The organism is Empedobacter sp. GD03797 (genome assembly GCF_029842105.1).
GTDB lineage: Bacteria > Bacteroidota > Bacteroidia > Flavobacteriales > Weeksellaceae > Empedobacter > Empedobacter falsenii_C.
Genome location: NZ_JAOCFS010000003.1, coordinates 108,436 through 135,398 on the forward strand (window position 1 = coordinate 108,436; position 26,963 = coordinate 135,398).

28 protein-coding genes are annotated in these 26,963 nt (G+C 31.7%); 20 read left to right on the forward strand and 8 right to left on the reverse strand.

Annotated features, from left to right (window positions below; genetic code table 11):
* Positions 1 to 105 precede the first annotated feature (105 nt).
* Genes cysD through N5D90_RS03885 form a run of 6 tightly spaced genes read left to right on the forward strand, consistent with a single transcriptional unit; the run spans position 106 to position 7,938 of the window.
* The gene (gene cysD, locus N5D90_RS03860; protein ID WP_114999573.1) at positions 106 to 1,014 is read left to right on the forward strand and encodes a sulfate adenylyltransferase subunit CysD; all 909 of its coding nucleotides are present in this window, start codon (positions 106 to 108) and stop codon (positions 1,012 to 1,014) included.
* A gap of 51 nt (positions 1,015 to 1,065) precedes the next feature.
* Positions 1,066 to 2,301 carry a sulfate adenylyltransferase subunit 1 gene (locus N5D90_RS03865; RefSeq protein WP_280061623.1) on the forward strand — a complete coding sequence of 412 codons (1,236 nt, stop codon included), beginning with the start codon at positions 1,066 to 1,068 and terminating at the stop codon, positions 2,299 to 2,301.
* Between the two features lie 42 nt (positions 2,302 to 2,343).
* Positions 2,344 to 3,156: a uroporphyrinogen-III C-methyltransferase gene (gene cobA / locus N5D90_RS03870; protein ID WP_280061624.1), complete on the forward strand. Its 813-nt coding sequence runs from the start codon at positions 2,344 to 2,346 to the stop codon at positions 3,154 to 3,156.
* Entirely contained in the window at positions 3,146 to 4,804 is a 1,659-nt protein-coding gene (locus N5D90_RS03875) for a sulfite reductase flavoprotein subunit alpha (RefSeq protein WP_280061625.1), read from the forward strand. Before cobA ends, N5D90_RS03875 begins: the two co-directional genes overlap by 11 nt.
* 19 nt (positions 4,805 to 4,823) lie before the next feature.
* Positions 4,824 to 6,476 carry an NADPH-dependent assimilatory sulfite reductase hemoprotein subunit gene (locus N5D90_RS03880; RefSeq protein WP_280061626.1) on the forward strand — a complete coding sequence of 551 codons (1,653 nt, stop codon included), beginning with the start codon at positions 4,824 to 4,826 and terminating at the stop codon, positions 6,474 to 6,476.
* 19 nt (positions 6,477 to 6,495) lie between these two features.
* Positions 6,496 to 7,938, forward strand: coding sequence for a TSUP family transporter (locus N5D90_RS03885; RefSeq protein ID WP_280035569.1), 1,443 nt, complete (start codon positions 6,496 to 6,498; stop codon positions 7,936 to 7,938).
* A 58-nt stretch (positions 7,939 to 7,996) separates the two neighbouring features.
* Here N5D90_RS03885 and N5D90_RS03890 read toward each other — a convergent pair whose 3' ends face one another.
* Complete coding sequence (locus tag N5D90_RS03890; protein WP_280061627.1) at positions 7,997 to 8,779, reverse strand: hypothetical protein; 783 nt, start codon at positions 8,777 to 8,779, stop codon at positions 7,997 to 7,999.
* A gap of 356 nt (positions 8,780 to 9,135) precedes the next feature.
* Between N5D90_RS03890 and N5D90_RS03895 the strand changes: the two genes are divergently transcribed.
* The 3 genes from N5D90_RS03895 (at position 9,136) to N5D90_RS03905 (ending at position 11,720) form a co-directional block, all read left to right on the forward strand.
* Entirely contained in the window at positions 9,136 to 9,291 is a 156-nt protein-coding gene (locus N5D90_RS03895; protein WP_280061628.1) for a hypothetical protein, read from the forward strand.
* 63 nt (positions 9,292 to 9,354) lie between these two features.
* Positions 9,355 to 11,040 (forward strand): tetratricopeptide repeat-containing sensor histidine kinase, encoded by a 1,686-nt coding sequence (locus N5D90_RS03900; protein ID WP_280061629.1) that lies wholly within the window; start codon positions 9,355 to 9,357, stop codon positions 11,038 to 11,040.
* A gap of 14 nt (positions 11,041 to 11,054) precedes the next feature.
* The gene (locus tag N5D90_RS03905) at positions 11,055 to 11,720 is read left to right on the forward strand and encodes a response regulator transcription factor (protein WP_125348814.1); all 666 of its coding nucleotides are present in this window, start codon (positions 11,055 to 11,057) and stop codon (positions 11,718 to 11,720) included.
* Here N5D90_RS03905 and N5D90_RS03910 read toward each other — a convergent pair.
* Together N5D90_RS03910 and N5D90_RS03915 are read right to left on the reverse strand one after the other, a co-directional pair.
* On the reverse strand, positions 11,717 to 12,628 hold the full coding sequence (locus N5D90_RS03910; protein WP_038332317.1) for a LysR family transcriptional regulator: 912 nt from the start codon (positions 12,626 to 12,628) through the stop codon (positions 11,717 to 11,719). The genes N5D90_RS03905 and N5D90_RS03910 overlap by 4 nt on opposite strands.
* A gap of 12 nt (positions 12,629 to 12,640) precedes the next feature.
* The gene (locus tag N5D90_RS03915; protein ID WP_280061630.1) at positions 12,641 to 13,027 is read right to left on the reverse strand and encodes a hypothetical protein; all 387 of its coding nucleotides are present in this window, start codon (positions 13,025 to 13,027) and stop codon (positions 12,641 to 12,643) included.
* A gap of 92 nt (positions 13,028 to 13,119) precedes the next feature.
* Here N5D90_RS03915 and N5D90_RS03920 point away from each other — a divergent pair, with 92 nt between their 5' ends.
* From N5D90_RS03920 to N5D90_RS03930, 3 genes are all read left to right on the forward strand, one after another.
* Complete coding sequence (locus N5D90_RS03920; protein ID WP_280061631.1) at positions 13,120 to 13,734, forward strand: NAD(P)H-dependent oxidoreductase; 615 nt, start codon at positions 13,120 to 13,122, stop codon at positions 13,732 to 13,734.
* Between the two features lie 134 nt (positions 13,735 to 13,868).
* Positions 13,869 to 14,933 carry a type I restriction endonuclease gene (locus tag N5D90_RS03925; RefSeq protein ID WP_280061632.1) on the forward strand — a complete coding sequence of 355 codons (1,065 nt, stop codon included), beginning with the start codon at positions 13,869 to 13,871 and terminating at the stop codon, positions 14,931 to 14,933.
* Complete coding sequence (locus N5D90_RS03930) at positions 14,933 to 15,448, forward strand: SH3 domain-containing protein (RefSeq protein ID WP_280061633.1); 516 nt, start codon at positions 14,933 to 14,935, stop codon at positions 15,446 to 15,448. The genes N5D90_RS03925 and N5D90_RS03930 overlap by 1 nt, the downstream gene beginning before the upstream one ends.
* 38 nt (positions 15,449 to 15,486) lie before the next feature.
* Here N5D90_RS03930 and N5D90_RS03935 read toward each other — a convergent pair whose 3' ends face one another.
* The 3 genes from N5D90_RS03935 to N5D90_RS03945 all read right to left on the reverse strand — a co-directional run bounded on the left by N5D90_RS03935 (position 15,487) and on the right by N5D90_RS03945 (position 16,812).
* Entirely contained in the window at positions 15,487 to 16,143 is a 657-nt protein-coding gene (locus N5D90_RS03935) for an SCO family protein (RefSeq protein WP_280061634.1), read from the reverse strand.
* Complete coding sequence (locus N5D90_RS03940) at positions 16,136 to 16,432, reverse strand: YHS domain-containing protein (protein ID WP_280061635.1); 297 nt, start codon at positions 16,430 to 16,432, stop codon at positions 16,136 to 16,138. The genes N5D90_RS03935 and N5D90_RS03940 overlap by 8 nt, the downstream gene beginning before the upstream one ends.
* 68 nt (positions 16,433 to 16,500) lie before the next feature.
* Complete coding sequence (locus tag N5D90_RS03945) at positions 16,501 to 16,812, reverse strand: hypothetical protein (RefSeq protein WP_280061636.1); 312 nt, start codon at positions 16,810 to 16,812, stop codon at positions 16,501 to 16,503.
* A gap of 248 nt (positions 16,813 to 17,060) precedes the next feature.
* Between N5D90_RS03945 and ppk2 (N5D90_RS03950) the strand changes: the two genes are divergently transcribed.
* The 4 genes from ppk2 (N5D90_RS03950) to rplS all read left to right on the forward strand — a co-directional run bounded on the left by ppk2 (N5D90_RS03950) (position 17,061) and on the right by rplS (position 19,990).
* Positions 17,061 to 17,867, forward strand: a complete 807-nt coding sequence (gene ppk2, locus N5D90_RS03950) for a polyphosphate kinase 2 (protein WP_407932333.1) — start codon at positions 17,061 to 17,063, stop codon at positions 17,865 to 17,867.
* Between the two features lie 17 nt (positions 17,868 to 17,884).
* Positions 17,885 to 18,703 carry a polyphosphate kinase 2 gene (gene ppk2 / locus N5D90_RS03955; protein ID WP_280061638.1) on the forward strand — a complete coding sequence of 273 codons (819 nt, stop codon included), beginning with the start codon at positions 17,885 to 17,887 and terminating at the stop codon, positions 18,701 to 18,703.
* A 17-nt stretch (positions 18,704 to 18,720) separates the two neighbouring features.
* Complete coding sequence (gene ppk2, locus N5D90_RS03960) at positions 18,721 to 19,524, forward strand: polyphosphate kinase 2 (RefSeq protein ID WP_280061639.1); 804 nt, start codon at positions 18,721 to 18,723, stop codon at positions 19,522 to 19,524.
* 115 nt (positions 19,525 to 19,639) lie between these two features.
* Positions 19,640 to 19,990 carry a 50S ribosomal protein L19 gene (gene rplS / locus N5D90_RS03965; protein ID WP_019975296.1) on the forward strand — a complete coding sequence of 117 codons (351 nt, stop codon included), beginning with the start codon at positions 19,640 to 19,642 and terminating at the stop codon, positions 19,988 to 19,990.
* A 79-nt stretch (positions 19,991 to 20,069) separates the two neighbouring features.
* Here rplS and N5D90_RS03970 read toward each other — a convergent pair whose 3' ends face one another.
* Both N5D90_RS03970 and N5D90_RS03975 read right to left on the reverse strand, forming a co-directional pair.
* A complete protein-coding gene (locus tag N5D90_RS03970) occupies positions 20,070 to 20,936 on the reverse strand; it encodes a cupin-like domain-containing protein (RefSeq protein ID WP_038332299.1) in 867 nt (288 codons plus the stop codon).
* 84 nt (positions 20,937 to 21,020) lie between these two features.
* Positions 21,021 to 22,262, reverse strand: coding sequence for an NAD(P)/FAD-dependent oxidoreductase (locus N5D90_RS03975; protein WP_114999635.1), 1,242 nt, complete (start codon positions 22,260 to 22,262; stop codon positions 21,021 to 21,023).
* Between the two features lie 88 nt (positions 22,263 to 22,350).
* Here N5D90_RS03975 and hutH point away from each other — a divergent pair, with 88 nt between their 5' ends.
* From hutH to N5D90_RS03995, 4 genes are read left to right on the forward strand one after another with little or no spacing between them, the layout of a single operon-like run.
* Positions 22,351 to 23,856 (forward strand): histidine ammonia-lyase, encoded by a 1,506-nt coding sequence (gene hutH / locus N5D90_RS03980; RefSeq protein ID WP_114999637.1) that lies wholly within the window; start codon positions 22,351 to 22,353, stop codon positions 23,854 to 23,856.
* Positions 23,857 to 23,866: 10 nt separating this feature from the next.
* Positions 23,867 to 24,979, forward strand: a complete 1,113-nt coding sequence (locus tag N5D90_RS03985) for a WG repeat-containing protein (protein ID WP_114999639.1) — start codon at positions 23,867 to 23,869, stop codon at positions 24,977 to 24,979.
* Between the two features lie 19 nt (positions 24,980 to 24,998).
* Positions 24,999 to 25,730, forward strand: coding sequence for a 3-oxoacyl-ACP reductase FabG (fabG, locus tag N5D90_RS03990; protein ID WP_280061640.1), 732 nt, complete (start codon positions 24,999 to 25,001; stop codon positions 25,728 to 25,730).
* A 5-nt stretch (positions 25,731 to 25,735) separates the two neighbouring features.
* The gene (locus N5D90_RS03995) at positions 25,736 to 26,962 is read left to right on the forward strand and encodes a beta-ketoacyl-[acyl-carrier-protein] synthase family protein (RefSeq protein WP_280061641.1); all 1,227 of its coding nucleotides are present in this window, start codon (positions 25,736 to 25,738) and stop codon (positions 26,960 to 26,962) included.
* The last annotated feature ends 1 nt before the right edge of the window (position 26,963 follow it).

A 26,963-nucleotide genomic window follows, 5' to 3' on the forward strand; every position in this document is an offset into this window, starting at 1 on the left:
GGAATATATTGTGACGTATTAATTACGAAAATAATAATTCATGAACTCCTCCAAAATTTTGAGGAGTTTTTTATTGTCAAAAAATAAGTTAGAAAGTTAGAAAGAATGTCAAGTCAAGAAAAAAATTATTTAAATCAACTAGAAGACGAAGCAATCTACATTTTGAGAGAAACAGCTGCTCAATTTGAGCGTCCAGCATTGTTATTTTCAGGAGGAAAAGATTCTATTGTTTTGATTCATTTAGCTTTGAAAGCCTTTCGTCCAGGGAAATTTCCTTTTCCTTTGGTACACGTAGATACAGGACACAATTTTCCTGAAGCGATAAAATTTAGAGATTATTTGGTCAATAAAATTGGCGAAAAATTGATTGTTGCTTCTGTAGAAGATGCTATAAAAAAGTATAATCTGAAAGAAACTGCTGGCCGTTTTCCTTCTCGTAATGCCTTGCAAACGTATGCGTTGTTAGATGTAATCGAAGAAAATGAATTTGATGCATGTATTGGAGGAGCACGTCGTGATGAAGAAAAAGCACGTGCAAAAGAACGTATTTTCTCGGTTCGTGATGATTTTGGTCAATGGGATCCTAAACTTCAGCGTCCAGAATTGTGGAATATTTTGAATGGAAGAATTGAAAAAGGACATAATGTACGTGTTTTTCCGATTAGCAATTGGACAGAATTAGATGTTTGGAATTACATAAAACAAAATAACATCGAATTACCAAATTTATACTTTGCCCACGAGCGCGAATGTATTGTTTACAATGATAAATTAATTGCGACTTCAGATTTTATTCAGCCAAATGCAGACGATGAGGTTGTCGTAGAAAAAGTACGTTACAGAACGGTTGGTGATATGACGTGTACAGCGGCTGTACCTTCGGATTCTTCTACGATTGACGATATCATTACTGATATTATTAATACAAGAATTAGCGAAAGAGGACAAACTCGTTTGGATGATCAATTGTCAGAATCTGCGATGGAAGACCGTAAAAAACAAGGTTATTTCTAAGTCAAAATTTTTTTAAACAAAACTCTATAATATCTATAGGAATTAAGTAAAATGAATACATTAAAATTTATAACAGCAGGAAACGTAGACGATGGTAAAAGTACTTTAATAGGGCGTTTACTTTACGATTCGAATAGTATTCACACCGATCAATTGGGTGTTTTAGAAAAACGTAAATCAAATGAAGACGACGAAATTGATTTGTCTTTGATCACAGATGGTTTACGTGCCGAGCGCGAACAAGGAATTACAATAGACGTTGCATATAAATATTTTTCGACTGCAAAACGAAAATTTATTATTGCAGATGCGCCTGGACATGAGCAATATACTCGAAATATGATTACAGGTGCTTCAAATTCAGAGTTGATTATTATTCTGGTTGATGCACGAAAAGGAATTACTTCTCAAACAAAACGTCATGCAAGTATTGGTTCGTTGATGGGAATTAAAAAAGCAATTATTGCGATTAACAAAATTGATTTGGTTGATTATTCGCAAGATATTTTCGAAACGATAAAAAATGATTTTCAACAAATTCAAGATCAATTGAATTATGATGAAGTAACTTTTATTCCAGTTTCTGCTTTGGTTGGCGATAATATTGTCGAAAAATCTGCGAAAACGCCTTGGTATAATGGTGAAACATTATTGCATCAGTTGGAAACAGTTTCGATTGAAACAGATAAAAATTTAGCAGCGCGTTTTCAGGTTCAATGGGTAATTCGCCCAAAAGATGAAGAACATCACGATTATAGAGGTTATGCGGGACAAATTTTGAGTGGAGTTTACAAAGTTGGGGATTCTATTAAAGTTTATCCATCAAATATCGAATCAAAAATTGTTAAAATAGAACGTCATTTGGAAGAAGTACAACATGCTGAAGCAGGAGAAAATGTTGTGATTCATCTCGAAAATAATATAGATATCAGTAGAGGAGACACAATTGTAAAAACTTCCGAAGAACCGCAAACGACAAACGAACCAAAGGCTTGGATTTGTTGGTTAGACAATAATGCATTGCAACAAGGAAAAACGTATGTTTTACAACACCGTTTTCATTCGGTTCGTGCAAAAATCAAAACAATCGATCAACATTGGGATATTAATAATTGGGAATTTATTCCATCTGAAGAAATCAAGTTAAATGATATTGGACAAGTGGTTTTAAAAACGAATCAACCTTTATTTTTTGATTCTTTCAAAGAAAATATTCATACAGGAAATGCCATTTTGATTGACGAAACAACGAAAAATACAGTCGCAGCTTTGATGTTTATTGATTAAAACATCAATTAAATCTTATCAATCAACTAATTTATTACAAACATGCAAACAACAATAGGAAAAGTAATTTTGGCTGGCGCTGGTCCTGGAGATCCAGAATTGGTGACGCTCAAAACATTAAATTATATCAAAAAAGCAGATGTTATTTTGACAGATCGCTTGGTTTCTCCAGTGTTAATAGACGAATATGCGTCGAAAGATGCGTTAGTTATTTATGTCGGAAAACAATGTTCGAAAGGCATTCATACGCCTCAAAAAGATATCAACGATTTGATGATTGAGTTTGCAATGCAAGGAAAATTAGTGGTTCGATTGAAAGGAGGTGACGCTTCACTTTTTTCTAATATTTTGGACGAATTAGTAACCTTGAAAAAAAATCATGTTCCGTACGAAATAATTCCAGGAATTTCGGCTGCTTTTGGTGCTGCTGCTTACACAGGAATTCCGTTGACAGCACGCAATCATTCGAAAGGAGTTCGCATGTTGACGTTGTGCGATTTGAAATCTATTGAAGATAAACAATGGAAAGATTGGGCAAAAACGTCTGATACATTGGTTTTTTATATGAGTGGACAACGTTTACAAACTTTGGCCAATCAGTTAATTTTGAATGGAATTGATACCGAAAAAGGTTTAGCAGTTATTCAACAAGCGACAACTCCAGATCAGAAAACACAAGTTTTTACTTTTGAAAATATTGTAGAAAATCATTTACCAACCTTCGATTTTGTACCAACTTTAATTATCGTTGGTCATGTTGTCAATTTGCATCAATCATTCGCTTGGTTCGATGAACAGCCAACTTCCAACTCTTATTTTGATAACCATAAAACAACAATTTCTTATGCTAGCTAACGAAAAATTGAACTTAGTAAAAAGTTTAGTCAAAGAATTATCACGTGACGAAATTATTTGGACAAATGGTTATTTGGCTGGATTAGTTGCAAATCAGACACAAGATGAGCCGAAAGAACAAAGGGTTTTAACCTCAATCAAACCTACAATAATCTATGGAACTGAAACAGGAAATGTGAAGAAATTAGCCAATCAATTGCTTGGAATTTTTAAGAAGAATAAAATTCAAGCTAAAGCGATTGATGCGTTTCAATATCCACTCGAAAAAATTGAAAAAGAAGAATTTTTAATTTTAATTTTTAGTACGCAGGGAGATGGAGATTTACCTCAAAATGCTCAAAAATTCTATGATAATTTGAGTAACTCTGATCTAAAATTAAATCAAACTAAGTTTGCTGTTTTTGGTTTGGGCGATACGTCTTATCCGTTTTTCTGTAAATCAGGAGAAGAAATTGATGAATTATTTGGAAAACTAGGCGCACAACGCGTTTTCGATTTGGTAAAAGTAGATTTAGATTATCAAGAAATTGCCGAAAATTGGTTTGCGGATATTTTAAAAACTATTCAATCAGAAGGAAGTTCAACGGTTGTACAACCTCAAAAATTGCAAAGTTCTTCAACGCAGAAAAAATCGTATGAAGGAATTGTAAAGCATAAAATCGTTTTGAACGACAGAGGTTCAAACAAAGAAACCTATCATGTCGAAATAGCAGTTGATGAGCAAGTCGATTACGAACCTGGTGATGCTTTGGGTGTTTATCCAAAAAATAATCAAACCGAAATTTTAGCAATAGCAAAGCTTTTTAATGAAGAAAATCGCGCGAAAGAACTTGAAGAAAAAAATATTAGAGCACTTTCTAAAAAATCAATCGATCAATTTGCAACGATTTTGAATGTAGAAATTCTCGAAACTAAAATTGATTTAATTGATTTGTTGACAAAATATTTTTCGTCAGAATCTACAATAAAATTTGATGATATTTTAAATCTTTTGCATCCAATTGCACCACGTTTATATTCGATTTCATCATCGAATGAAGCACATGATAATGAAATTCATTTAACGGTTAGTCTGAATACTTTTTCAGTTTCAGATCAACAAAAAACTGGATTATGTTCTCAGTTTTTAGCAGATTTTGAGCAAGGTAAATCCATAGAATTTTACATTCATAAAAATAAAAACTTCAAACTTCCAGATGAAAATCAATCGGTAATTATGATTGGTCCAGGAACAGGAATTGCACCTTTTCGTAGTTTTTTGACACATCGTGATGCAATTGGCGCAGAAGGTAAAAACTGGTTGTTTTTTGGTGAACAACATTTTGTTTCGGATTTCTATTATCAAACTGAAATTCAGGAATGGCTTTCGACAGGAGTTTTGAGCAAATTAGATACAGCTTTTTCTAGAGATCAAAAACATAAAATTTATGTACAAGATCGAGTGAAAGAACAAGGAAAAGAGCTTTACAATTGGTTAAATGAAGGTGCTTATTTGTATGTCTGTGGACAAAAAGATGGAATGAGTACAGATGTAGAAAGTGCTTTGATCGAATTAATTGCAAAAGAATCAAATCAAGATGAGGTTTCAGCGAAAAATTTTCTGGAACAATTACAAGAAGAAGGTCGTTACCAAAAAGATGTCTACTAATCAACCAATAACTAACAAAATGAGTATAGAAAAACAATCTCCTATTGAAGGAATTAAAATAAAAAGTGACGGACTTCGCGGTACGTTAAAAGAGAGTATAGAGCTGGATAATCACACCGGAAATGTGCGTGCAGATGACGAAGCTTTGGTGAAATTTCACGGAATGTATGTGCAAGATGATCGCGATAGACGAGAAGAACGCGCAGAAAAAAAGTTAGACAAATTGTATTCTTTTATGATTCGTTTACGTATTCCGGGTGGAATTATTGACGCTGATAAATGGTTGGCAATTCACGAAACTTCTGAACAATATGGAACAGGCGTTTTGAAAATTACAACGCGTCAAACCATTCAATTGCACGGAATTTTGAAACATCAATTGCGTCCAACTTTACAATCGTTTGACCAAGCAAAGTTAGATTCTATCGCGGCTTGTGGTGATGTGAACCGAAATGTAATTGCGAGTTCTCATCCGTTGGTTTCGTCTATTCATGCTCAAATTCATGCATATGCAGATAAATTATCAAAACATTTGTTGCCTAAAACACAAGCTTATTATGAGATTTTTGTGGATAATGAAAAGATTTACGAACGCGAAACAGAGAAAGATGATTTGTACGAAGACCGCTATTTACCCCGAAAATTTAAAATTGCAATTGCTATTCCGCCAACTAATGATGTAGATGTTTTTGCAAATGATTTGGGACTGATTGCGATTATCGAAAATAATGAATTGAAAGGTTTCAATATCGCTGTTGGTGGAGGTTTGTCTACAACTCACGGAAATCCAAATACATATTCGCGTTTAGCAACCGAAATTGGTTTTGTTGATTCTGAAGAAAAAGTGTTGAAACTGGCTTATGAAGTGTTGACAATTCAGCGTGATTTTGGGAATCGTGGAGATCGAAAATTAGCGCGATTAAAATATACAGTTGATAAATTAACGGTTGATGGTTTCAAGTCTGAATTAGAAAAACGTGTTGGTTTTAAATTAGAGCCTTCTCAGTCCTATCAATTTACGGAGCGTTCTGATATTTATGATTGGCGACAAGTGAATAACGGAATGTGGTATTACACTTTGTTTGTGGAGAATGGAGTTGTTCAGCCAAATCAGAAAGCATTTTTACATGAATTGGCTTTATTAAATATCAATAATTTCATTTGTACAGCGAATCAAAATTTATTGTTAGGTGAAATTTCAACTAAAAATAAAGCTAAAGTTGAACAGCTTTTAGAAAAATATTCTATCCACAAAGATATTAGTGAGCTTCGAAAAAATTCGATGGCATGCGTAGCTTTACCAACTTGTCCATTGGCTTTGGCGGAAGCACAGCGTTATTTACCAGAATTAGTGACTAAAATAGAGCCTTTGCTAGAAAAACATCAACTTCAAAATGATGATATCTCGATTCGTATGACGGGCTGTCCAAATGGTTGTGGTCGTTCGTATGTTTCGGAGATTGGTTTTGTCGGAACTTCTGCTGGACATTATAATTTGATGTTGGGAGGCGATCGATATGGTGTTCGTTTGAACAAAATTTACAAAGAAAAAGTCAATGAGACTGAGATTTTGAATGAGTTAGACCAAGTTTTCGAAAGTTATACAAAAGAAAAAATAGACAATGAAACATTCGGAGATTTTACCTATCGAAAATATTTTTCGGTTAATTAGTTAAATCGCTTTAAGAACAATGAAAAATAATTTATTCCCGATATTTTTAAAAACAGAACATTTGCGCTTCCTGATTGTTGGAGGAGGAAATGTAGGATTAGAAAAGGTTTCGACGCTAATCAAACAAAATCCTTCAGTCAATTTGAAAGTTGTAGCAAAGGAATTTAAACAAGAATTGAAAGATGTTTTTTTGCAATATCCATCAATTCAACATGAAACTCATGCGTTCGAATCGAGTGATTTGGAAGATGTAGATTTAGTGATTGTCGCAACCGATAATAATGAAACTTCGAGAGAAGTGAAGCAAAAAGCAAATGCAAAAGGAATTTTGGTTAATGCAGCTGATCAGCCCGATTTGTGCGATTTTTATTTAGGTTCGATTGTGAATAAAGGTCATCTTAAAATTGCGATTTCCACAAATGGACAATCTCCTGTTATGGCAAAACGTTTGAGAGAATATTTTTCTGATGTTATTCCAGATTCAATTGATGAAAACATTGAAAGTTTAAATAAAATTAGAAATAATCACAAAGGAGATTTTAATCAAAAACTAACCGATTTGAATCATTTAACTTCTTCATTTGAAGGAAAAAAATCGACTAAAAAATACAAACGTTTAGTAACCGAAATTACATTGATATTTTTTGCATTATTCTTAGGATATGCTTTGTCATCAATCGTAAGTTTTTCGGAAGCGAAAGATTTTGTGATTCACATTCCAAATGTTTTTTACATTATGTTGGCTGTTGGTTTTTTCGCTCAAATGGTCGACGGAGCCGTTGGTTTGGGATATGGTGTAACGTGTTCCACAAGTATGATGTTGTTTGGCGTTAATCTGCCTTCAATAAGTGGTAGTATTCATACTGCCGAAATGTTTTCGAGCGGAATTAGTGGTTTTTCGCATTATAGATTTGGAAATGTAAACAAAAAATTATTGGTTGCTTTGGCTATTCCAGGCGTTATTGGAGCAGTTTCGGGATCATTATTATTGGTTTATTTGGGAAACAAATACGAAACCATTACTTACGGAATATTGGCTTCGTACACCTTAATCATCGGAATTCGATTAATTATTTTAGCATTCAGAAAAAAAATCGAACGCAAAAAAGTAAAACGAGTTGGGTTTTTAGGATTTGCCGGAGGTTTTTTAGATGCTTTTGGTGGTGGAGGTTGGGGACCTGTCGTGACATCAACTTTATTAGCAAAAGGAAAAAAATCAAACTTAGTAGTAGGAACAGTTAGTTTAGCCGAGTTTTTTGTGACACTTTCTGCATCGTTGACTTTTTTTGCAGCTTTGGGCGTAAGTCATGGTTTTATCATTGCAGGTTTAATAATTGGAGGAGCTTTAGCAGCGCCAATTGCAGCGAAATTAGCAGGCAAAATACCTCAGAAAGTAGCTATTTTGGCTGTAGCTTTTTTAGTGATCACATTTAGTATTCGTATTCTTTTTAAAATTTTCTAAATTTTATATATCATTTCTAACAATCAAAACACTCTTCATCTCGTATGTTGAGTGTTTTTTATTGTTCATTATTTAAGACATATTTAGTTAAAATATATTTTGTGACAGGTTTCAATGTTTTGCCATTTTCGGGATGTAAACCGTAATTTGTATAAAATTCTACTTCACCATTTTTCTTTGTATACCAAACTTTATCAAGTGCATTTTCAAAATTTAAAGTATCAGGTTTTGTGATTTTCTTCAATTGAAAAACAGTTTCGTTATATGGAACAGCATTCATTTGAGGCGAAGTTTCTTCGCATTCTATTTCTTCATAATGATTTTCTTTCCAAATCATACAAGACGAATTTTGATTGATTGAATTAAGAAATAATCCTCCGCTAGCCAAAATAGTTGCAATGCCACTTCCAGCAATTACTTTATTTCGTTGAAGTTTTATTTTCTCAAAGAAATTATTCTTTTTTGATGGAAGATTAATTATTGATTCCTCTTCAGGAATATTATCATCTATTATTGGTTTTACCGATACGATTTCTTCTACATTAACTTCTTTTTCATCACTTTTTATCAGCTGATTTTTTTGATTAAAATCTCCAAAACTTTCATAACCGATATAATGAGCAAGAATATTTAATACATCAATAGAAATATTCTTATCATTAATTTCATTTTTCTCGAATGCTTCATAATATCTCGAAATCGTTTTTGTGCTAATCGGGAAATTATAATCATCAATAAAAATTGTATTTAGATAAGTTGATAATGCATTTTTACTTGAACTCCCACATTCATTTTTTGCTTTCTCAAAAACTTTTTCGAATAGATCTTTTTTCGTAGACATTTCACTTTTAATTCTTTTACAAAGTAGACAAATTTTGGACAAAATAAATTACGGTTTCCCGTAAAACGGGCTGTCCAATAATTGTCCAAAACTTGTCTATTGTTTGTCTAACAGCGACTTTGTGTTTTGTATTTACTTTGCAATAGAAATCAAAACAAAAACAAAACAACTTGATTTCTGAAAACGTAGTCTCGAAAATAGTTGAGGTGATTTGAAGGGAAGCATTTTTCCTGAATTGTTCTCAAGACTACAAAAAACTTCCCACTAAAGAAGCGCTTCTTTTTTTCTCGTGTACACTACTTGCAATCTGTTTTGCGAGGAAGAGCACGTATATCAAAAAATTAAAAATTTAAGCTATGTTACAATTATTATTCGCTTTATTGGGATTCTTTTTTCCAAACCAAAATGCAAACACAATTTCACAAGATCAACATCCAATTGTACAAACTTCAATCGATAGTATAGACGGTGATACAAATGGAGAAAATGGTCATAATCCACCAAAAAAATAAATTATAGACGGATAGAGTAATCTATCCGTTTTTTATTTAGCTTTAGATTGTAAATATGATGATTTGAGAAAAATTTTATTTTTTGGTTTAATAATTTTAATAGTTTCGTGTCAACAAACTAAAAACAAAGAGTTTAAGCAAAGTAACTTAGATAATAAAGCTTACGATATTGCATGGGATTTTTATGAAAAACAAAAAAACGATAGTGCTTATATTTATTTCAATAAAGCATATTCAGAGTTAATAAAAAATAATAATAAAAATAAACATCAAGCAGCAAAATGTTTGATTAATATGGCTTTTGTATCTAAAGATCAAGGAGATTGGTTTGGAAGTCAAGAATTGATTATTTCTTCAATAAAATTATTAAATCCTCGAATAAAAGATGAAAGAGAAACTCTTTCTAGTGCGTATAATATTTTAGGACAAAGTACACATGAATTAGGAATTTATAAAGAAGCTATAAATTATTATAAAAAAGCAATTGATTTTTCTACAGAAAAAGATGTTTATATTATCAATCAAAATAATATTGCAAATAGTTATCGTTACGATAAGCAGTATGATGAAGCGATAAATATTTACCAGGAATTATTAAAAGATAAGACTACAATTGAAAATCCAAAAGAATATGCGCGAATTACTGATAATTTAGCATATACCAAATGGTTAAAAGACAATAAATCGAATGTTGTAAATGAATTAAATAAAGCATTAAATATTAGATTAAAGGAAAATGATTTGTGGGGACAAAATGCAAGTTATGCGCATTTAACAGATTATTTTTCAAATTTAGATCATAAAAAAGCATTGGATTACGCTTATAAAAGAAAACAAATTGCGTTTGAGAATAAGAGTGTAGACGATAAATTAGAAGTTTATCAGCAACTTATTTTATTAGAAAATCCAACAAATGCAAAACAATATTTTGAAGCTTATCAAAAGCTAAATGATAGTATTCAGTTAGAACGTAACAGAGCGAAAAATCAATTTGCGTTGGTGCGTTATGATTCGGAGAAAAATCGTGCAGATTTTTTGAAAGCTGAAGCAGAAAACGAAAAGAAGAAAAATGATATTTTAAAACTTTATATTCTAATCGGTTTATTGATCGTTCTGTTTGTTTTTGGATATTTTTTGTACAGAAAAAGAAAGCAAAAATTAGAGCAAGAAAAGGTTTTGGAAGTTAAGAAAACGGAACTGAAATATTCTAAAAAAGTACACGATAAAGTGGCGAACGGAATTTATCATGTGATGTCTGATATTGAGAATAAATCAGAATTTAATCGTGATGAAATCCTAGATAAATTGGAAGTTGTTTATGAAATTTCGCGCGATATTTCTTATGACAAAATCGATGAAAATCAACAAGAAAATTTTGCCGAAAAATTAGCACAGTTGATAAGTTCTTATGATTCGGAACAAGTCAAAATATATTTGATTGGAAATGATAAAGAACTTTGGAGGAATGTACAAGATTATGCTAAAACAGAGGTTTTTTTGGTGATGCAAGAATTGTTGACGAACATGAAAAAACATAGCGAAGCTTCACGAGTTATATTAAATTTTAAAGAAGAAAATCAGCAAATTATTATCAATTATTCGGATGACGGAATTGGAATTTCGGATTTAAAACCTAAAAATGGTTTGCAAAATACGGTTTCACGTATTTCTAATCTAAACGGAGATGTTATTTTTGAAACTGAAAATGTGAATGGTCTAAAAATTAAGATCATATTTCCAATTCAATAACCTAAATAAAAAGTATGTTTAAAAAAGTATTAATTGCAGAAGATTTTGAGAGTTTTAATATTTCGGTTCAGAAAGTTTTAAAAGATTTACAAGTTGAAAATCCTGATTATGCTTTTTATTGTGATGATGCATTCTTGAAAGTGAAAAAAGCACTGCACGACGATCAACCTTATGATTTATTGATTTCTGATTTGTCTTTTGAAGAAGATCATCGCGAGCAAAACTTGAAAGGGGGAAGAGATTTAATTGAAGCAGTAAAAGCGATTCAGCCAAATTTGAAAGTGATTGTTTTTTCGGTAGAAAAGAAAGCGGATATGGTGGATAATCTTTTCAAAGAATACCATATAGATGGGTTTGTGGCGAAAGGAAGAGAAGACTCGAAAGAATTGAAAAAAGCGATACAAACTGTTTTTGCGGATGGAATGCATTTGGAATTGGACATGAAACGTAGTATAAAACAAAAAAATACGTATGAAATTACTTCATATGATGTCACATTAGTTTCGTTACTTTCGAATGGAATTTTGTTAAAAGATATTCCAAATCACTTAAAACAAAATAATATCAAGCCAGCAAGTCAAAGCAGTGTAGAAAAGAGATTGGGCTCATTAAAAGAGTCGCTACAAATTACAAGTAATCATCAATTGGTTGCATTTTTTAAAGATTTGGGAAGCATTTAACCCAAATCTTTACACCATTTATTCTCGAAAATCTGTTGTAATTGCGCAATTTCTTTTTCGTAAATCGTATTTTTTCGGGAACCAAAATAGAGTGTATTTTCCAATGGTTTTTCACCTTGCCAAACCAATTTTATTTTACCAGAATTTATTGCTTCTTGGCATAAAAAATCAGGAACAATAGAAAAACCATTTCCATCACTCAAACAACGAATAATAGAACTGATATTTGGAACGATATAATTTGGTTTGAAATCTGGATGCTCCTTAAAGTTTTCTAACCAAAAATGTTTTAAATGTTCCATATCAGCGGCTGTGCTATACCAAAGATTATTTTTTAATTCATTTTTTAAAGCTTTATAATCTTTATGGTTTAAACTTTTTTCGATTGAAGTTAAATCTGTATTGTTTCCTGCAATCAAAACGATTTTTTCTTTCGAAAAAGGATGATAACAAAGATTTTTGTGAGTACTTTTTTGAGGAGTAATAACCAAATCCAATAAACCATTATCCAAATCTTGGTGCATGATTTTATAATCTCCAAATTTGATAATTAAGTTAAAATCTAAATCAGAAACATGTTCCTCTAATGTATATTGAAAAGTTTCAAAACACATTCCTATGCTGATTGTTGCACGATCTTTATCAGCTCGTTTATGAAAATGTTGCTCTGCAGCAGCTAATTTTTGAATCGGTTCTAAAATAAAATTATACAAAATTTTTCCTTTTTCAGTCGGTACCATTTTTCGCGCCGATCGATCAAATAATTTGTAACCCGTATAGGCTTCCAACGAATTGAGATGTAAGCTAACACCAGGTTGTGAAATAAATAATTGTTGCGCTGCGGCTGATAAAGTTCCTGTTTCGTAAATTGCTTTAAACGTTCTGAACCATTCAAAATTTGATTGCATAATTTCTAAATTTTAATTTTCGTCATAAGGTAAATCGTCAGGATTTACATCAATATAATCGGGTTTTGGTAAAGTCGAAAGTCGATACGCTTTTATCGTTTTCAACTCCAATAAATTTGCTTTTACAACACGATGCATTCCGTCCATCAATTTTCCATCAGGACAAACAATAATTGGATAATTTAAGTCTGAATCATTTACTAATTTTATATGTTGCGTGATAGAACGGCATGTCGGCGAATCTCCTTCTTCATTATACCAATAGGTTTCTTCAAACTCATTTATTTTAGACAAATCAATATTTTCGATTTCTAATTCCTTTGTTAGAAAAATTAAATTGTCTACATCCCATGCGTATAGTTTGTTATCAATTTTTCTGAAATGATATTGTTTTCTCATTCTATAATAATTATGATACAAATATATAATTTAAGTTATTTTAATAATAGAAAAACTTGTTGGAATTTTGTCTCATCAAAAAAGAAAATACAATGAAAAATGTTTTTATAATAAACGGCGGTCTTAAATATGCACATTCAGGCGGAAAGCTAAATCATTCTATTACAAATTGGTCAGAAGAAATTTTAAAAGATTTAGGATTAGATATTCGAATAACAGATATTAATGATGAATTTGATCCAAAAGAAGAAGTTGAGAATTTTAAATGGGCAGATTTGATTATTTATCATGTGCCAATTTGGTGGTTTCAAGTTCCTTTTCGATTAAAGTTTTACATAGATGATGTTTTTACAGCAGGACACAATAATGGAATGTACGCTAGTGATGGCCGTTCGCGAATAAATCCTGCAATTAATTACGGAAAAGGTGGATTGATGCACGGAAAAAAATATATGGTAACAAGTACTTGGAACGCGCCAGAAGAAGCTTTTACGTTAGAAGGTGAGTTTTTTGAGCAAAAATCTGTTGATGAAGGTGTTTTATTTGGATTCCATAAAATGAATGAATTTACAGGAATGACAAGATTGAATAGTTTTCACTTTCATGATATCGAGAAAAATGCAACGCCAGAGCGGATAGATGCTTATCAAAATGAATACAAATCATTTTTGAAAGCTGAAATAGAGCAAGAGTTTGCTGTGATTTAATCTTAATAATATTCCAAAATTATCCTCTTTCTTAATTATTAAGGAAGAGGATTCTTAGTTTTACGTAAAACCGTAATTTTTAATTATTTATGTTATTTAATTTTACTCAACTATATGAATGTAAATAAAAAGTTATGGAGTTAAAGTTAAAATTAGAACAATTACATCAGCGTGTAAATGGTCTGAAAGATCAAATAATGACTGAGGAAGCGACAAAAAATGCTTTTGTGATGCCTTTTATTCAGATTTTAGGTTACGATATTTTCAATCCAACAGAGGTTATTCCAGAATATATTGCTGATATCGGAACGAAAAAAGGGGAGAAAGTAGATTATTTAATCAAAAGAGATGATGAACCAATTTTGATTATAGAGTGTAAACATTGGCGTGAGAATGCAGATGCACATAATTCTCAACTTCATCGTTATTATCATGTTTCTAAAGCAAGATTTGGTGTTTTGACTAATGGAATTGTATATAATTTTTATACCGATTTGGAGCAACCAAATATTATGGATGATAAACCTTTTTTGACAATTAATCTTGAAGATCTAAAAGATAGTTCGCTCAAAGTTTTAGAAAGTTTTTCAAAGAATGATTATAATTTAGAATCAATTCTTGATTCTGCTGAAACACTAAAATATATCAAGGCAATTCGAAAAGAATTTGAAAAAGAAATCGAAAATCCTTCTGATGAATTAGTTAAATTATTGGTAAGTAAATTTTATGACAGACCATTAACAGCTAATCGAATGGCTGCATTTAAAGAATATACAAAGAGAGCTTTAAAAACAACTATTTCAGAATCTATTAGTTCAAGATTAAAATCTGCGTTAGAAATTAATGAAACAATTCAAGTTGATGATTCTAAAACGTCTACAATTGATGATAATATCGAAGTTTCTAAAATCGTAACAACAGAAGAAGAATTGGAAGCTTTTCAGATTGTAAAGGCGATTTTGAGAGAGAAGATAGAAGCTGATCGTATTGCTTATCGTGACACACAATCCTATTTTGGGGTTTTATTAGATGATAATAATAGAAAACCAATTTGTCGTTTTCATTTTGGAGCAACACGAAATTTGATTGAATTATTCCATAATGGAAAGGATTCTGGTGAAAAAATCAATATAAATTCTTTAGAAGAAATTTATCATCATCGCGATTCGTTGCATCAAACAATTGAAAACTATAATTAATGAAAAGAAATATCTATATAATTTTATTAGGATTAGGAATTGTTATTCCAACTTTATTCTTATTCGGGAAAGAAGATAAAAGTATACATAATAGAGGTTGCACAGGTTCAGCTTATTGTACAGCTTGTTCTAATTGTTCTGGATGTGGTCATTGTAATTCTGGAGGGAGTTGTGGCGTATGTAGTACAAGTTTTACAAGTAAAAAAAGTTATTCTTCTAACTCTTCAAAAAAGAAATCTAAAAAGAGTAAATCGAGTAATTCATATTCAACTAAAACAAACAAAGTTGCTGTTAAATATTATAATGGAAATTCGACTTTAAGGGAAAACAATTTTCTATATACGATTTATAAAACAGTCAATATTAGAAAAGGTCCTGGAACAAATTATTCAATTTTGGAAAGTGTAAAATTAAATACGAAATTGATTTATTTAACAGAGGAAGGAAATTGGTATAAAGTAAAAGTTTACAATACAGGAACAGAAGGTTATGTATATAAGCAGAGTGTGAAATAATGAAAAACCCCGCTTAAAAACTAGGCGGGATTTTGTTTTTATTCTGCAAGAAGTTTTTTAATATCTTCTTTTAAAAATTCTATTTCAGGATGATATTTTCCGCCCAATGAAGGTTCTTTTCCTTCAGGATCTTTGTAATTCAATCCCGAATAAAACAATATTGGAACGCCCATTTTGTCATATCGACTTCTGATATTTCCTTGTTTATCAACCAACGCAAGTTTTCCGCTGTGATTCAGACCTTCGGCAGTTGTTTCGTCTTTTCCAACATAAATATTGAATTTGTCCGAAAGTTGCTCAATATTTTCTCTATCAGCCGTCAAATAATGCCAATTCGGCGATTTTACACCAATTTGTTTCGCATATTCTAACAAACGAGCAGGATTATCACGTTTTGGATCAATCGTAACTGAAATAAAACCAAGGTTTGTATCATTTATTTCATCTTCTATCGAACGTAAATTATGGCTCATCACAGGACAAATCGTTGGACAACTTGTAAAGAAAAATTCTACAACGTACACTTTTCCTAACATATCACGATTTGTAATCGTTTGATTATTTTGATTCGTCATCGAAAATTCTGGAACTTTCATCACATTGTATAATTCATCTTTTGGCTTATTTTTTAACCAAAAAACAGTTCCTATAACGCCTAAAATGATAACAATAACGGCTATTAATTGTTTATTCATGAATATGTTTTTCTGGATTTTTTAGAAATTCTTCCTTGCACATTGTCGAACAAAAACCATACGTTTTTCCTTGGTAATTAGCTGTATCACTTAAATGTTCAGCAGTTTTCATTCCACAAATTGGATCAGCTTCGTTCACAACCGCAACATCCAATTTCGTTGCTGCTTTCATTTCTTGGTGAGAAACATGTTTTACTTCAAAATTCTCTTGTTTTGGTTGCTTTTTGTTACAAGAAAATAATGCAAATCCTACTACGATTAAAGCGAATATATTTTTTAAGTTTTTCATTTTATATTGTTTATTTGTTTTTAATTAATTGTTATCTTATTCTGTAATTCAGGTTTATAAAAGAAAAACTAAACAATTGGTGGATGAAAAATTAAACGAATAATATAGTTAGAATTAATATCTAGATAATAATCAGTTGATAATTTATTTTTTTGCGTAAAATATTTTTTTGGAGAAATAATTTGTTTTTGAGGAACAATCGCATCTAAAATTTTGACCGAATTTTTTACAAAATGATTTTCAGGTTGATTTTTTTCACTTTTCGAAACTTCTTCTTTCAAATAGCAAAAACCATTACAAAGTAATTCAGGTTTTTCTCGATTTTCACAAAGTTCATTTGCGATTTCTTCATAATTCAAAACATAATCTATCACCGGCATTAAAGGACGAAATGCGATAGAAAATATGAGTGATATGAAAAATAATATGCGCAAAAAACTAATTTAGTGACAAATTTAACCAAATTGATTGAGGTTGAATATGATAAAATTTATGATTTTAAAAGAAAGATTTATCATAATCTTCACTTTTATGTTCTGTAAAATTTTTACCTTAAAAAAGATTTTACAATCTATAAATATTTATGAAAAAAAGTAAGATTTTAGATTTTACAACAACCGAAGAATTGATGAGCTTTTTAGTTGAAAATCAAGAAGAAAATCCTTTATATAAAAATGTTCTCAAGAAATTTGAATACGAAAATGAATTATTAAAACTGCAATCAGAATTAGTAAATCTTCAAAATTGGATTTCGACAGAAAAGAAAAAAGTTGCAATTATTTTCGAAGGACGAGATGCTTCAGGGAAAGGAGGAACAATTCGCCGTTTTCGCGAGCATCTTAATCCGCGTTCTATGCGTGTTGTTGCATTGAATAAACCTACAGAAGTCGAGCAAAATCAATGGTACTTCAATCGTTATATCAAAGAATTACCAAATGCTGGGGAAATTGTTTTTTTTGATAGAAGTTGGTACAACAGGGCGGTTGTAGAGCCAGTTATGGGGTTTTGTACAGAGCAACAATATGAGCAATTTATGGTGCAAGTTTCGGAATTTGAACATATGTTGTACGAATCTGGGACATATATTATCAAATTGTGGTTTTCTGTGACGAAAGAGGAGCAGCAAGCACGTTTTGATTCGAGGTTAAATAATCCGCTTAAAAAATGGAAATATAGTCCAGTTGATGCAAAAGGACAGGAACTTTGGGACGAATTTTCGCATTATATCAATCAAATGTTTACGCGGACACACAACTCTTTTTCGCCTTGGATTATTGTCAATGCAAATGATAAAAATGCGGCAAGATTAGAATCTATTCGTTATGTGCTTTCTTTGTTTAATTATAAAGGAAAAGAGGATGCTGAAGTAAATTTGATGGTGGATCCAAATGTGATTGAGCGTTATTATCGAATGGTAAAAGAACTGAATCATTAATTTTAAATAGTAAGAAAATGGAGTTAAAACCGAAAGATTTAAAATTAATCGAAACCAAAAAAGGTCTTGTTGGACTTTTGCAATCTGATCATGGGAAATTGAATTTTGCGAAAGCCTTGCGTACTGTAAAATATGAAAATAGGATAGAGCAATTACAAGAAGAATTGATAAAATTACAAACTTGGATAGCCGAAAATAAACGGAAAGTAGTGATTGTTTTTGAAGGTCGAGATGCAGCTGGAAAAGGTGGTGCAATTCGTCGAATTGTAGAACATCTAAATCCTCGTGAGCATAGAATTATAGCGCTACCAAAACCTAATGAAGTAGAACGTGGACAATGGTATTTTCAGCGATATGTTCGTCAACTTCCTCGTGAAGGAGAAATAGTCTTTTTTGATAGAAGTTGGTACAATAGAGCTGTTGTAGAGCCTGTAAATGGCTTTTGTTCTAATGATGAATATGAAACGTTTATGAACGAAGTAAATGATGTCGAAAAAATGTGGATTAATTCAGGTATATATTTGATTAAAATTTATTTTTCGATTACAAAAGAACAACAAGCAAAACGTTTTGCAGATATTGTAAATTCACCAACCAAACGATGGAAGTATAGCTCTGTTGATCAAAAAGCGCAAGATTTATTTGATGTTTATTCCGCTTATAAAGATGTAATGTTTGAGAAAACAAATACAGATGTTGCTCCTTGGAAAATCATTGATGCCAACAAAAAGTACAAAGCTAGAGTAGAAGCGATGGAATATATTTTGTCTAAAATACCTTATGATGATAAAAATAAACGTATTTTGAAACATCAAAACTTAGAAGAAGAAAATTAATCATCAAATCTATAATTATGGCCGAATTTGATTTAAACGATTTAGAGAAAATAAATAATAAACAAGAAATCATTGATTTTTTGGTTAAACATGATATTATAAAAGAAAAGAAGTTCAAAGAACAACTTGCTTATGAGAAAGAACTGAAGGAACTTCAAGAAAAATTGTTAGAAATACAATCTAAAGTTATTCAAGGTAATAAACGTGTATTAATCATTTTAGAAGGTCGAGATGCGGCTGGAAAAGGAGGAACAATTTCTCGTGTGACAGAATTTCTAAATCCAAAAAAATATCGCGTTGAAGCATTACCAAAGCCGACCGAAATAGAACAAGGACAATGGTATTTTCAACGATATTTTAAAGAATTACCAAATGCAGGTGAAATTGTATTCTTTGATCGTTCTTGGTACAATAGGGCTGTTGTAGAGCCAGTTTTTGGGTTTTGTACGGAAGATCAGTATTCAAAATTTATGAAACAAGCTGTAGAAGTAGAACAACTTTTACAAGATGATGGAATTATTCTGATTAAAATTTTTCTTTCAATTTCGAAGGAAGAACAAGCAGAACGATTACAAGACCGAAAAGATGATGAATTGAAGCAATGGAAATTAGGTTCGTTGGATCAAAAAGCGCAAGAATTGTGGGATGTTTATACCAATTATATTGATAAAATGTTTCAACAAACAGGAACTGCAAATTCGCTTTGGATAGAAATTGAGACCGATGATAAAAAAGCGGCTCGACTTTTAGCGATGAAATCAATCATTGCTAAATTAGAAAATCAAACTTTTGAAGATGATGTAATAAAAATTCATTCATAAAAGTAAGAGAATCATTTGTATAATCAAGATTTTTGATTAATTTTGCACCCACATTGTTCAACCTCTGACGAAAGACGTTTAAGTTGCTCAATTCAAATAAATTGAAATTATAATAATGGAAAATTTAGTAAAATACGTACAAGAGAAATACGTAGCTAAAAAAGAGTTCCCAGCTTTCGCAGCAGGTGATACTATTACAGTTTATCAAGAAATTACAGAGGGTGGAAAAACTCGTGTTCAGTTCTTTAAAGGGGTTGTTATCCAAAGAAGAGGACAAGGAACTACAGAAACTTTCACAATCCGTAAAATGTCTGGAGATGTTGGTGTAGAGCGTATCTTCCCAGTTAACATGCCAGCGTTACAAAAAATTGAAGTAAACAAAAAAGGTAAAGTTCGTAGAGCTCGTATCTTCTACTTCAGAGCATTACGTGGTAAAAAAGCTCGTATCAAAGACGCTGCTTACTAAAAACTGCTTTTTTAGGAAAAATATAAAATCCGTTCGACTATCGAACGGATTTTTTTATTTTTAATAATTTTTTCAAATCTTATTTCTCAATTCCATAATAACGATGACTTTTCTTTATTGCCCATTTTTCTTTAAAATTAATCCATTTCGATTGAAATAATTTACGCATTAATTTATCGGTGTAACGCATAATAAAAACATGATAAACGGTATTCATCACTTGGAAAAATTCATTAGGGAAAGCGCGTAAAGACATCGAAAATCCAGCTTCTAAATAACGATTATAATGCCAATAACCTCGCGGAATAAATAGCGCATCACCATGATTCATTACAAAATCAAAACCTTTTGCGTGTTTCAAAGCAGGAAATTTTTCGTAATCGGGATGATCATAATCGATTTCGTAAATCGTATGTACCGAAAGAGGGACTTTATATAAAGCTTTGGATTGTTTTGGATCAAACAACAAAATTCGTTTATCTCCTTGAAACTGAAAATGAATAAAATCCGTCATATCGACATCATAATGCATCAAAACTTTAGCTTCACTTCCTCCAAAAAATAAGGTAGGCAAACGTTCAAAATATTTTAAACCAAGATCAGGATAAGCAAAATTTTTGAGTAATTCGGGAATTTTATCTTTGATAATAAAGAAAAAAATTCTCAAATCAGAAGGCTCTTTTTTGATCAAATCCACATATTCATTAAACTTCATATGTGTAGCAGGAGTGTCCGAACTTTTGTTAGCATCAGCAGGTTTACTATCGTATAAAGGCACAACTTGTTCGCCGGCTTTTTCTTTGATATAATCGAGATTCCATTTGTCAAAATCCTTCCAATTCTTTGCATAACCTTTCAATAACAAAGGTTTTCTTTTTTTGAGATAATTTTTGATGAAATCTTCTTTTGAAATTGATTCAACTGTATCAATAGCTTGAAATTGCATGCGTCTTAAAGTATTGGATTACTCAAAAATAGAGAATCTATCTGAATTAAAAATAAAAAAGCCAACATATTGTTGACTTTTCATTTATTCTATTTCTTTAACCATTCGAATCAGATGCGCCATATTCCGGATGACGCTATAATGTTTTTTAACAAATGGATTTTCTTTGTTCCATACATATCCCGCTAAAACAGCACAAATTTTTTCTTTGACATCAGGATTTTCAGGTTGATGGAAAAATAATTCTTGCAAATTTCCGGTATACCATTCTTGCACATAAGTGGTGAAAACATCTATACCTTCTTTCATATAATCTTCGTAATCTGTCTGCCAGTCTACTTTTTCACCATTTATTTCTTTAATAGCAAGTTTAGCAGCTTTTAAACCACTTTCTGTTGCGAAACAAACACCAGAAGAAAAAACGGGATCTAAAAACTCGGTACTATTTCCTGTCAAAACATAACCATCTCCAAACATTTTAGTCACCGCTGCGGAATAATTTTTTAACCAAATTGGATTAAATTCAAATGGTAAATTACCAAAACGATTGACGTAAAAATCAGATTTTTGAATTGCATTTTGCAAAGCTTCCGTTGTATCTTGATTGGTTGATAATTGATTAATATAATCTGTTGGTCCAACGATTCCGACACTTGTTTTTCCATTCGAAAAAGGAATTACCCACAACCAAACTTTCGTTTCGATAATATCAAAAGAAATCTGCGTTCCTTCTCGACCTTCAGGGCGACGAACATCATCAATATGTGTGAAAATTGCTGAATGAGGATTTAGTTTTGATGGACTATCAATATTTAATAATCGTGGTAAAACACGACCATATCCGCTTGCATCAATCAAAAATTTAGCATTGATTTGATAGGTTTCTCCATTTTGTTTTTTAACAGTTGTAATCGATTTTTTTCCTTCAAATTGAACATCAATTACTTCTTCATTAAAACGTAAATCTGCTCCTTTGTCTATAATTGCATCAGCTAAAGTCATGTCAAAATCAGCGCGCGGAACTTGCCAAGTCCAATCTTGTCCTTTCCCAAATTTTTTACTAAAATCGAAAATACAAATCTGTTCACCTCGAATAAATCTCGCACCAGGTTTTACTTCGAAATTTTGTTTCTCTAAATATGGTAACAATCCAGCTTCTTCGAAATGATCCATAGAGCGAGGGATTAAACTTTCACCTACAACAATTCTCGGAAATTGAGTTTTTTCTAAAACAATAACTTTAATGTTTTTTTCTCTTAAATAGGCTGCTGCAACCGATCCCGAAGGTCCTGCACCGATGATTAAAACATCTGTATTTTCAATCATGACTTTTTGTATAGTTTTTTAATTATTTTTGCAACTGATTGAGGGAGTAAATAACCAAAATCGATAAATCTTTTACCTAATCAATAACATGACAAAATTAACAATTGACACTATAGAAAACATACTTTTTGAGAATAAAAAATTATTGCTCGATAAATTAACACTTGATCGTGTGGAGAATAGTTTTAAATTCCTAAAAGAATTTTCAAAAAATAAAATAATTTACGGCGTAAATACAGGTTTTGGACCAATGGCACAATATCGTATTGAAGACGAAAATACAATTCAACTTCAATATAATTTAATCAGAAGTCACTGTACAGGAATTGGAGAACCGTTGACGTTAGATCAAACAAAAGCTGCTGTTATTGCACGTTTTAATACGCTTTCATTGGGATATTCTGGGATACATCCTTCAGTTTTAGTATTGATGCAAGAATTAGTGAACCGTGATATTTTACCTGTCATTTATCAACATGGAAGTGTTGGTGCGAGTGGAGATTTGGTTCAATTGGCGCATTTAGCTTTGACATTAATTGGAGAAGGTGAAGTTTTTTATAAAGGAGATATCAAATCGACGAAAGAAGTTTTTGAACTTGAAAATCTTCAACCAATAGAAGTTCATATTCGTGAAGGTTTATCAATTATGAATGGAACTTCGGTAATGACGGGTATTGGAATGGTAAATTTGATAAAGGTTAATCAATTAATCAATCTTTCGATTACGTTAAGCTCGATGATGAATGAGATTGTACAATCTTTTGATGATCATTATTCAAAACCATTGAATGAAGCTAAACAACATGCTGGTCAACGTTATATAGCGAATAAAATGACCGATTTTTTGAATGACAGTAAATTAGTCAAAAAACGTGCTGATGAACTATATCAAGAGCGTACCGAAAAAATTTTTGAAGAAAAAGTACAAGAATATTATTCGTTGCGTTGTGTTCCTCAGATTTTAGGACCAATTTATGATACATGGAATGCCGCGAAAGAAGTGTTAGAAAATGAAATAAATTCGGCAAGTGACAATCCAATTATTGATGTCGAAAATGAAACTGTTCATCATGGAGGGAATTTTCATGGCGATTATGTTTCATTAGAATTGGATAAATTGAAATTAGCTGTAACTCGTCTGTCAATGCTGAGTGAGCGTCAATTAAATTATTTAGTCAATCCAAAAATCAATAATATTTTACCTCCTTTTGTCAATTTAGGAAGGCTTGGTTTTAATTTTGGTTTGCAGGCTGCTCAATTTACAGCGACTTCTACAACGGCAGAAAATCAAACACTTTCTACGTCGATGTATGTGCATAGTATTCCAAACAATAACGATAATCAAGATATTGTGAGTATGGGAACAAATGCGGCAACGATTTGCGCAAAAGTGATTGATAATACGTTCGAAGTGTTGACGGTTCAGAGTTTGGCTGTAACGCAAGCGATAGAATTTCTACAAATACAAGATAAACTATCTTCGAAAGGAAAAGCTTTTTATGATTCGATTCGTAAAATTGTTCCTGCGTTTAAAGAAGATGAGGTGATTTATCCTTATCTTAAGGAAGTGAAAAATTGTTTACTGAAATTTTAAAAATATATTGATGAGAAAATATCTTTTATTATCATTTTTAACTGTCTTTTTTGGAATATTATCTGCACAGAAATTAGCATTAGTAAAAACAAAAAATAAAATTGGATTTATTGGTGAATACGGACAATATTTAATAGAACCTCAATATTCTGATGCAAAGGATTTTTCAGAAGGACTTGCTGCAATTAAAAAAGGAAATTTTTGGGGATTTATTAATAAAGAAAATCAGTGGGTAATAGAACCTCAATATTCCAATGCAAAGAAGTTTAATTCCGGAATAGCAATGGTTGAGATTGATAAAAAATGGACATACATTAATACAAAAGGTGAACAACAAAATTATCCTTTAACTGATAAAGTATATGACTTTAATGAAGGAGTTGCATTTATCAGAAAAGGAGATTTGGTCGGTTTAATTGACTATAATGGAAATGTACTTATTGAGCCAACATATCATGTTATCAGAACTTTTATAAATGGATATGCGAAAGTAGCTTTAAACAAAAAGTGGGGTGTAATTGATACAAAAGGAAATTTGATTGTCAACTTGGAATATGATGATGTTGGAGAATTTAATCAAGATGTTGTTTGGGCAAAAAAGGGAACTGATTTTGGAATTGTTTCTAACAATCAATTTATAGCTATTGAAGGAGTAGACTTTATTGGGAATTTTAACTCTTCTTCATACACTTTTGCTCGAAAAAATCATAAGTTTGGTTTTATAAATAAAAAAGGAGAGTGGATAATAACACCTATTTTTTCTAATGCAAAATCATTTTCTAATGGGTTAGCTCCTATTGAGGATAAAGGGAAATGGGGATTTATTAATGAACAAGGAGAAGTCGTTATTCGACCAAAATATAATAATGCAGAAGTTTTTAGTGAAATAGGATTAGCTCCAGTAAAAGAGGGTAGTAAATGGGGATTTGTCAATAAAGATGGTAAATTAGTCATTCCAGCTTTGTATGACATCTCTGTAAGTTTCGGATTTTCACAAAAAGATAAAGGGTTCAATGGTAAATTAGCTCGTGTAAAGAAGCAAGGGAAGTGGGCTTTTCTTGATGAGAATGGAAATGTATTAGCAGATCAATGGTTTGATAATGCTGAACTTTTTAATGATTAAAAAATAGATTTTATAAAGCATGAAATGTGCAATTGTAACAGGTGGTTCTCGTGGAATTGGAAAAGCAATTTGTCTTAAAATTGCCGAAGAACACGATTATCATCTTTTAATAAATTATAATTCGAATGAAGCTGCTGCGTTAGAGACTTTGAAAGAAGTGGAAGCGTTAGGTGGAACAGGAGAAATTTTAAAATTTGATGTGGCTGACGCAAATCAAACGCAACAAGTTTTAACAGAATGGTCAGAAAAAAAAACAGATGCAATTGTAGAAGTTATTGTAAACAATGCAGGGATTACGAAAGAAAATTTGTTTATGTGGATTTCGCAAGATGATTGGTCAAATGTGATTAATACGAGCTTGAATGGTTTTTACAACGTAACTCACTTTTTTATTAATCCATTATTGAGAAATAGATTCGGAAGAATTGTCAATATAGTTTCAGTTTCCGGTTTGAAAGGAACGCCAGGACAAACAAATTATTCTGCTGCAAAAGCTGCTGTAATAGGAGCGACGAAAGCATTGGCGCAAGAAATAGCAAAACGTAATGTAACGGTGAATGCTGTTGCACCAGGTTTTATCGAAACGGATATGACAGATGAATTGGATCAACAAGAATTAAAGAAGCTGATTCCAGCCAATCGTTTTGGAAAAGCCGAAGAAGTTGCCGATTTGGTAAGCTTTTTGGTTTCTAAAAAATCGAGTTATATCACGGGAGAAGTTATTAATATAAATGGAGGAATTTATTCTTAGATAAAATGAGCCAAAGAGTCGTAATAACAGGAATGGGCATCTATTCTTGCTTGGGAACATCATTAGAAGAAGTAACAGCATCTTTGCGTCAAGGAAAATCAGGGATTATTTTTGATGAAGAACGCAAAGAATTTGGCTTTAAATCTGCTTTGACGGGAGCTGTTCCAACACCAGATTTGAAACCTTTTTTGAATCGTAGACAACGAATTACAATCGGTCAAGAAACAGAGTTTGCTTATATGGCAACTTTGGAAGCGTTGAAAAATGCTAATTTGACGGAAGAATATATCAAGACTAACGAAGTCGGAATTATATATGGAAACGATAGCGTTTCGAAAGCGGTTATAGATGCAATAGATATTGTTCGCGAGAAAAAAGATACAGAATTAATTGGTTCTGGAGCTATTTTCAAATCCATGAATTCTACTGTAACGATGAATCTTGCGACAATTTTTGAGTTGACTGGAATCAATTTTACAATTAGTGCAGCTTGTGCAAGTGGTTCGCATTCGATTGGATTAGGTTATATGATGATCAAAGATGGTTTGCAAGAGATGATTATTTGTGGAGGAGCGCAAGAAATTAATAAATATGCAATGGCAAGTTTCGATGGTTTAGGTGTCTTTTCAGAAAATGAAGAGCATCCTGAAAAAGCTTGTCGTCCTTTCGACAAAAATCGTGATGGTTTGGTGCCGAGTGGAGGTGGAGCAACATTGATTTTAGAAAGTTATGAATCCGCTGTAAAACGTGGTGCACCAATTATTGCTGAGGTTTTGGGCTATGGTTTTTCATCGAATGGTGGACATATTTCTACGCCAAATGTAGATGGACCAGCAATAGCGATGAATAGAGCGCTGAAACAAGCAAAAATTTCGGCAGATGAAATTCAATATATTAATGCACATGCGACTTCTACGCCGGTTGGTGATGCAAACGAAGCAAAAGCGATTGACCAAGTTTTTGGAAAAACGAAGCCTTTTGTAAGTTCTACAAAATCGATGACGGGACACGAATGTTGGATGGCAGGAGCAAGTGAGATTATTTATTCTAACTTAATGATGATGAATAACTTTATTGCTCCAAATATTAATTTTGAAGAAGCAGACGAAGATTCAGCTAAATTAAACATTGTTAAAGAAACCTTAAATAAAGAATTTGATGTATATTTGTCGAATTCTTTTGGATTTGGTGGAACAAATTCTGCCTTAGTAATTAAAAAATTTAACTCCTAAT

Coding starts and splice junctions, on each gene's coding strand:
- N5D90_RS03935 (WP_280061634.1), bottom strand. CDS start 16,143: ATGAATAAACAATTAATAGCCGTTATTGTTATCATTTTAGGCGTTATA.
- N5D90_RS03985 (WP_114999639.1), top strand. CDS start 23,867: ATGAGAAAATATCTTTTATTATCATTTTTAACTGTCTTTTTTGGAATA.
- N5D90_RS03890 (WP_280061627.1), bottom strand. CDS start 8,779: ATGTCTACGAAAAAAGATCTATTCGAAAAAGTTTTTGAGAAAGCAAAA.
- fabG (WP_280061640.1), top strand. CDS start 24,999: ATGAAATGTGCAATTGTAACAGGTGGTTCTCGTGGAATTGGAAAAGCA.
- N5D90_RS03975 (WP_114999635.1), bottom strand. CDS start 22,262: ATGATTGAAAATACAGATGTTTTAATCATCGGTGCAGGACCTTCGGGA.
- N5D90_RS03930 (WP_280061633.1), top strand. CDS start 14,933: ATGAAAAGAAATATCTATATAATTTTATTAGGATTAGGAATTGTTATT.
- N5D90_RS03895 (WP_280061628.1), top strand. CDS start 9,136: ATGTTACAATTATTATTCGCTTTATTGGGATTCTTTTTTCCAAACCAA.
- N5D90_RS03885 (WP_280035569.1), top strand. CDS start 6,496: ATGAAAAATAATTTATTCCCGATATTTTTAAAAACAGAACATTTGCGC.
- N5D90_RS03880 (WP_280061626.1), top strand. CDS start 4,824: ATGAGTATAGAAAAACAATCTCCTATTGAAGGAATTAAAATAAAAAGT.
- hutH (WP_114999637.1), top strand. CDS start 22,351: ATGACAAAATTAACAATTGACACTATAGAAAACATACTTTTTGAGAAT.
- N5D90_RS03920 (WP_280061631.1), top strand. CDS start 13,120: ATGAAAAATGTTTTTATAATAAACGGCGGTCTTAAATATGCACATTCA.
- ppk2 (WP_280061639.1), top strand. CDS start 18,721: ATGGCCGAATTTGATTTAAACGATTTAGAGAAAATAAATAATAAACAA.
- rplS (WP_019975296.1), top strand. CDS start 19,640: ATGGAAAATTTAGTAAAATACGTACAAGAGAAATACGTAGCTAAAAAA.
- N5D90_RS03945 (WP_280061636.1), bottom strand. CDS start 16,812: ATGCCGGTGATAGATTATGTTTTGAATTATGAAGAAATCGCAAATGAA.
- N5D90_RS03970 (WP_038332299.1), bottom strand. CDS start 20,936: ATGCAATTTCAAGCTATTGATACAGTTGAATCAATTTCAAAAGAAGAT.
- N5D90_RS03905 (WP_125348814.1), top strand. CDS start 11,055: ATGTTTAAAAAAGTATTAATTGCAGAAGATTTTGAGAGTTTTAATATT.
- N5D90_RS03865 (WP_280061623.1), top strand. CDS start 1,066: ATGAATACATTAAAATTTATAACAGCAGGAAACGTAGACGATGGTAAA.
- ppk2 (WP_407932333.1), top strand. CDS start 17,061: ATGAGCTTTTTAGTTGAAAATCAAGAAGAAAATCCTTTATATAAAAAT.
- N5D90_RS03995 (WP_280061641.1), top strand. CDS start 25,736: ATGAGCCAAAGAGTCGTAATAACAGGAATGGGCATCTATTCTTGCTTG.
- N5D90_RS03915 (WP_280061630.1), bottom strand. CDS start 13,027: ATGAGAAAACAATATCATTTCAGAAAAATTGATAACAAACTATACGCA.
- ppk2 (WP_280061638.1), top strand. CDS start 17,885: ATGGAGTTAAAACCGAAAGATTTAAAATTAATCGAAACCAAAAAAGGT.
- N5D90_RS03910 (WP_038332317.1), bottom strand. CDS start 12,628: ATGCAATCAAATTTTGAATGGTTCAGAACGTTTAAAGCAATTTACGAA.
- N5D90_RS03925 (WP_280061632.1), top strand. CDS start 13,869: ATGGAGTTAAAGTTAAAATTAGAACAATTACATCAGCGTGTAAATGGT.
- cobA (WP_280061624.1), top strand. CDS start 2,344: ATGCAAACAACAATAGGAAAAGTAATTTTGGCTGGCGCTGGTCCTGGA.
- N5D90_RS03940 (WP_280061635.1), bottom strand. CDS start 16,432: ATGAAAAACTTAAAAAATATATTCGCTTTAATCGTAGTAGGATTTGCA.
- cysD (WP_114999573.1), top strand. CDS start 106: ATGTCAAGTCAAGAAAAAAATTATTTAAATCAACTAGAAGACGAAGCA.
- N5D90_RS03875 (WP_280061625.1), top strand. CDS start 3,146: ATGCTAGCTAACGAAAAATTGAACTTAGTAAAAAGTTTAGTCAAAGAA.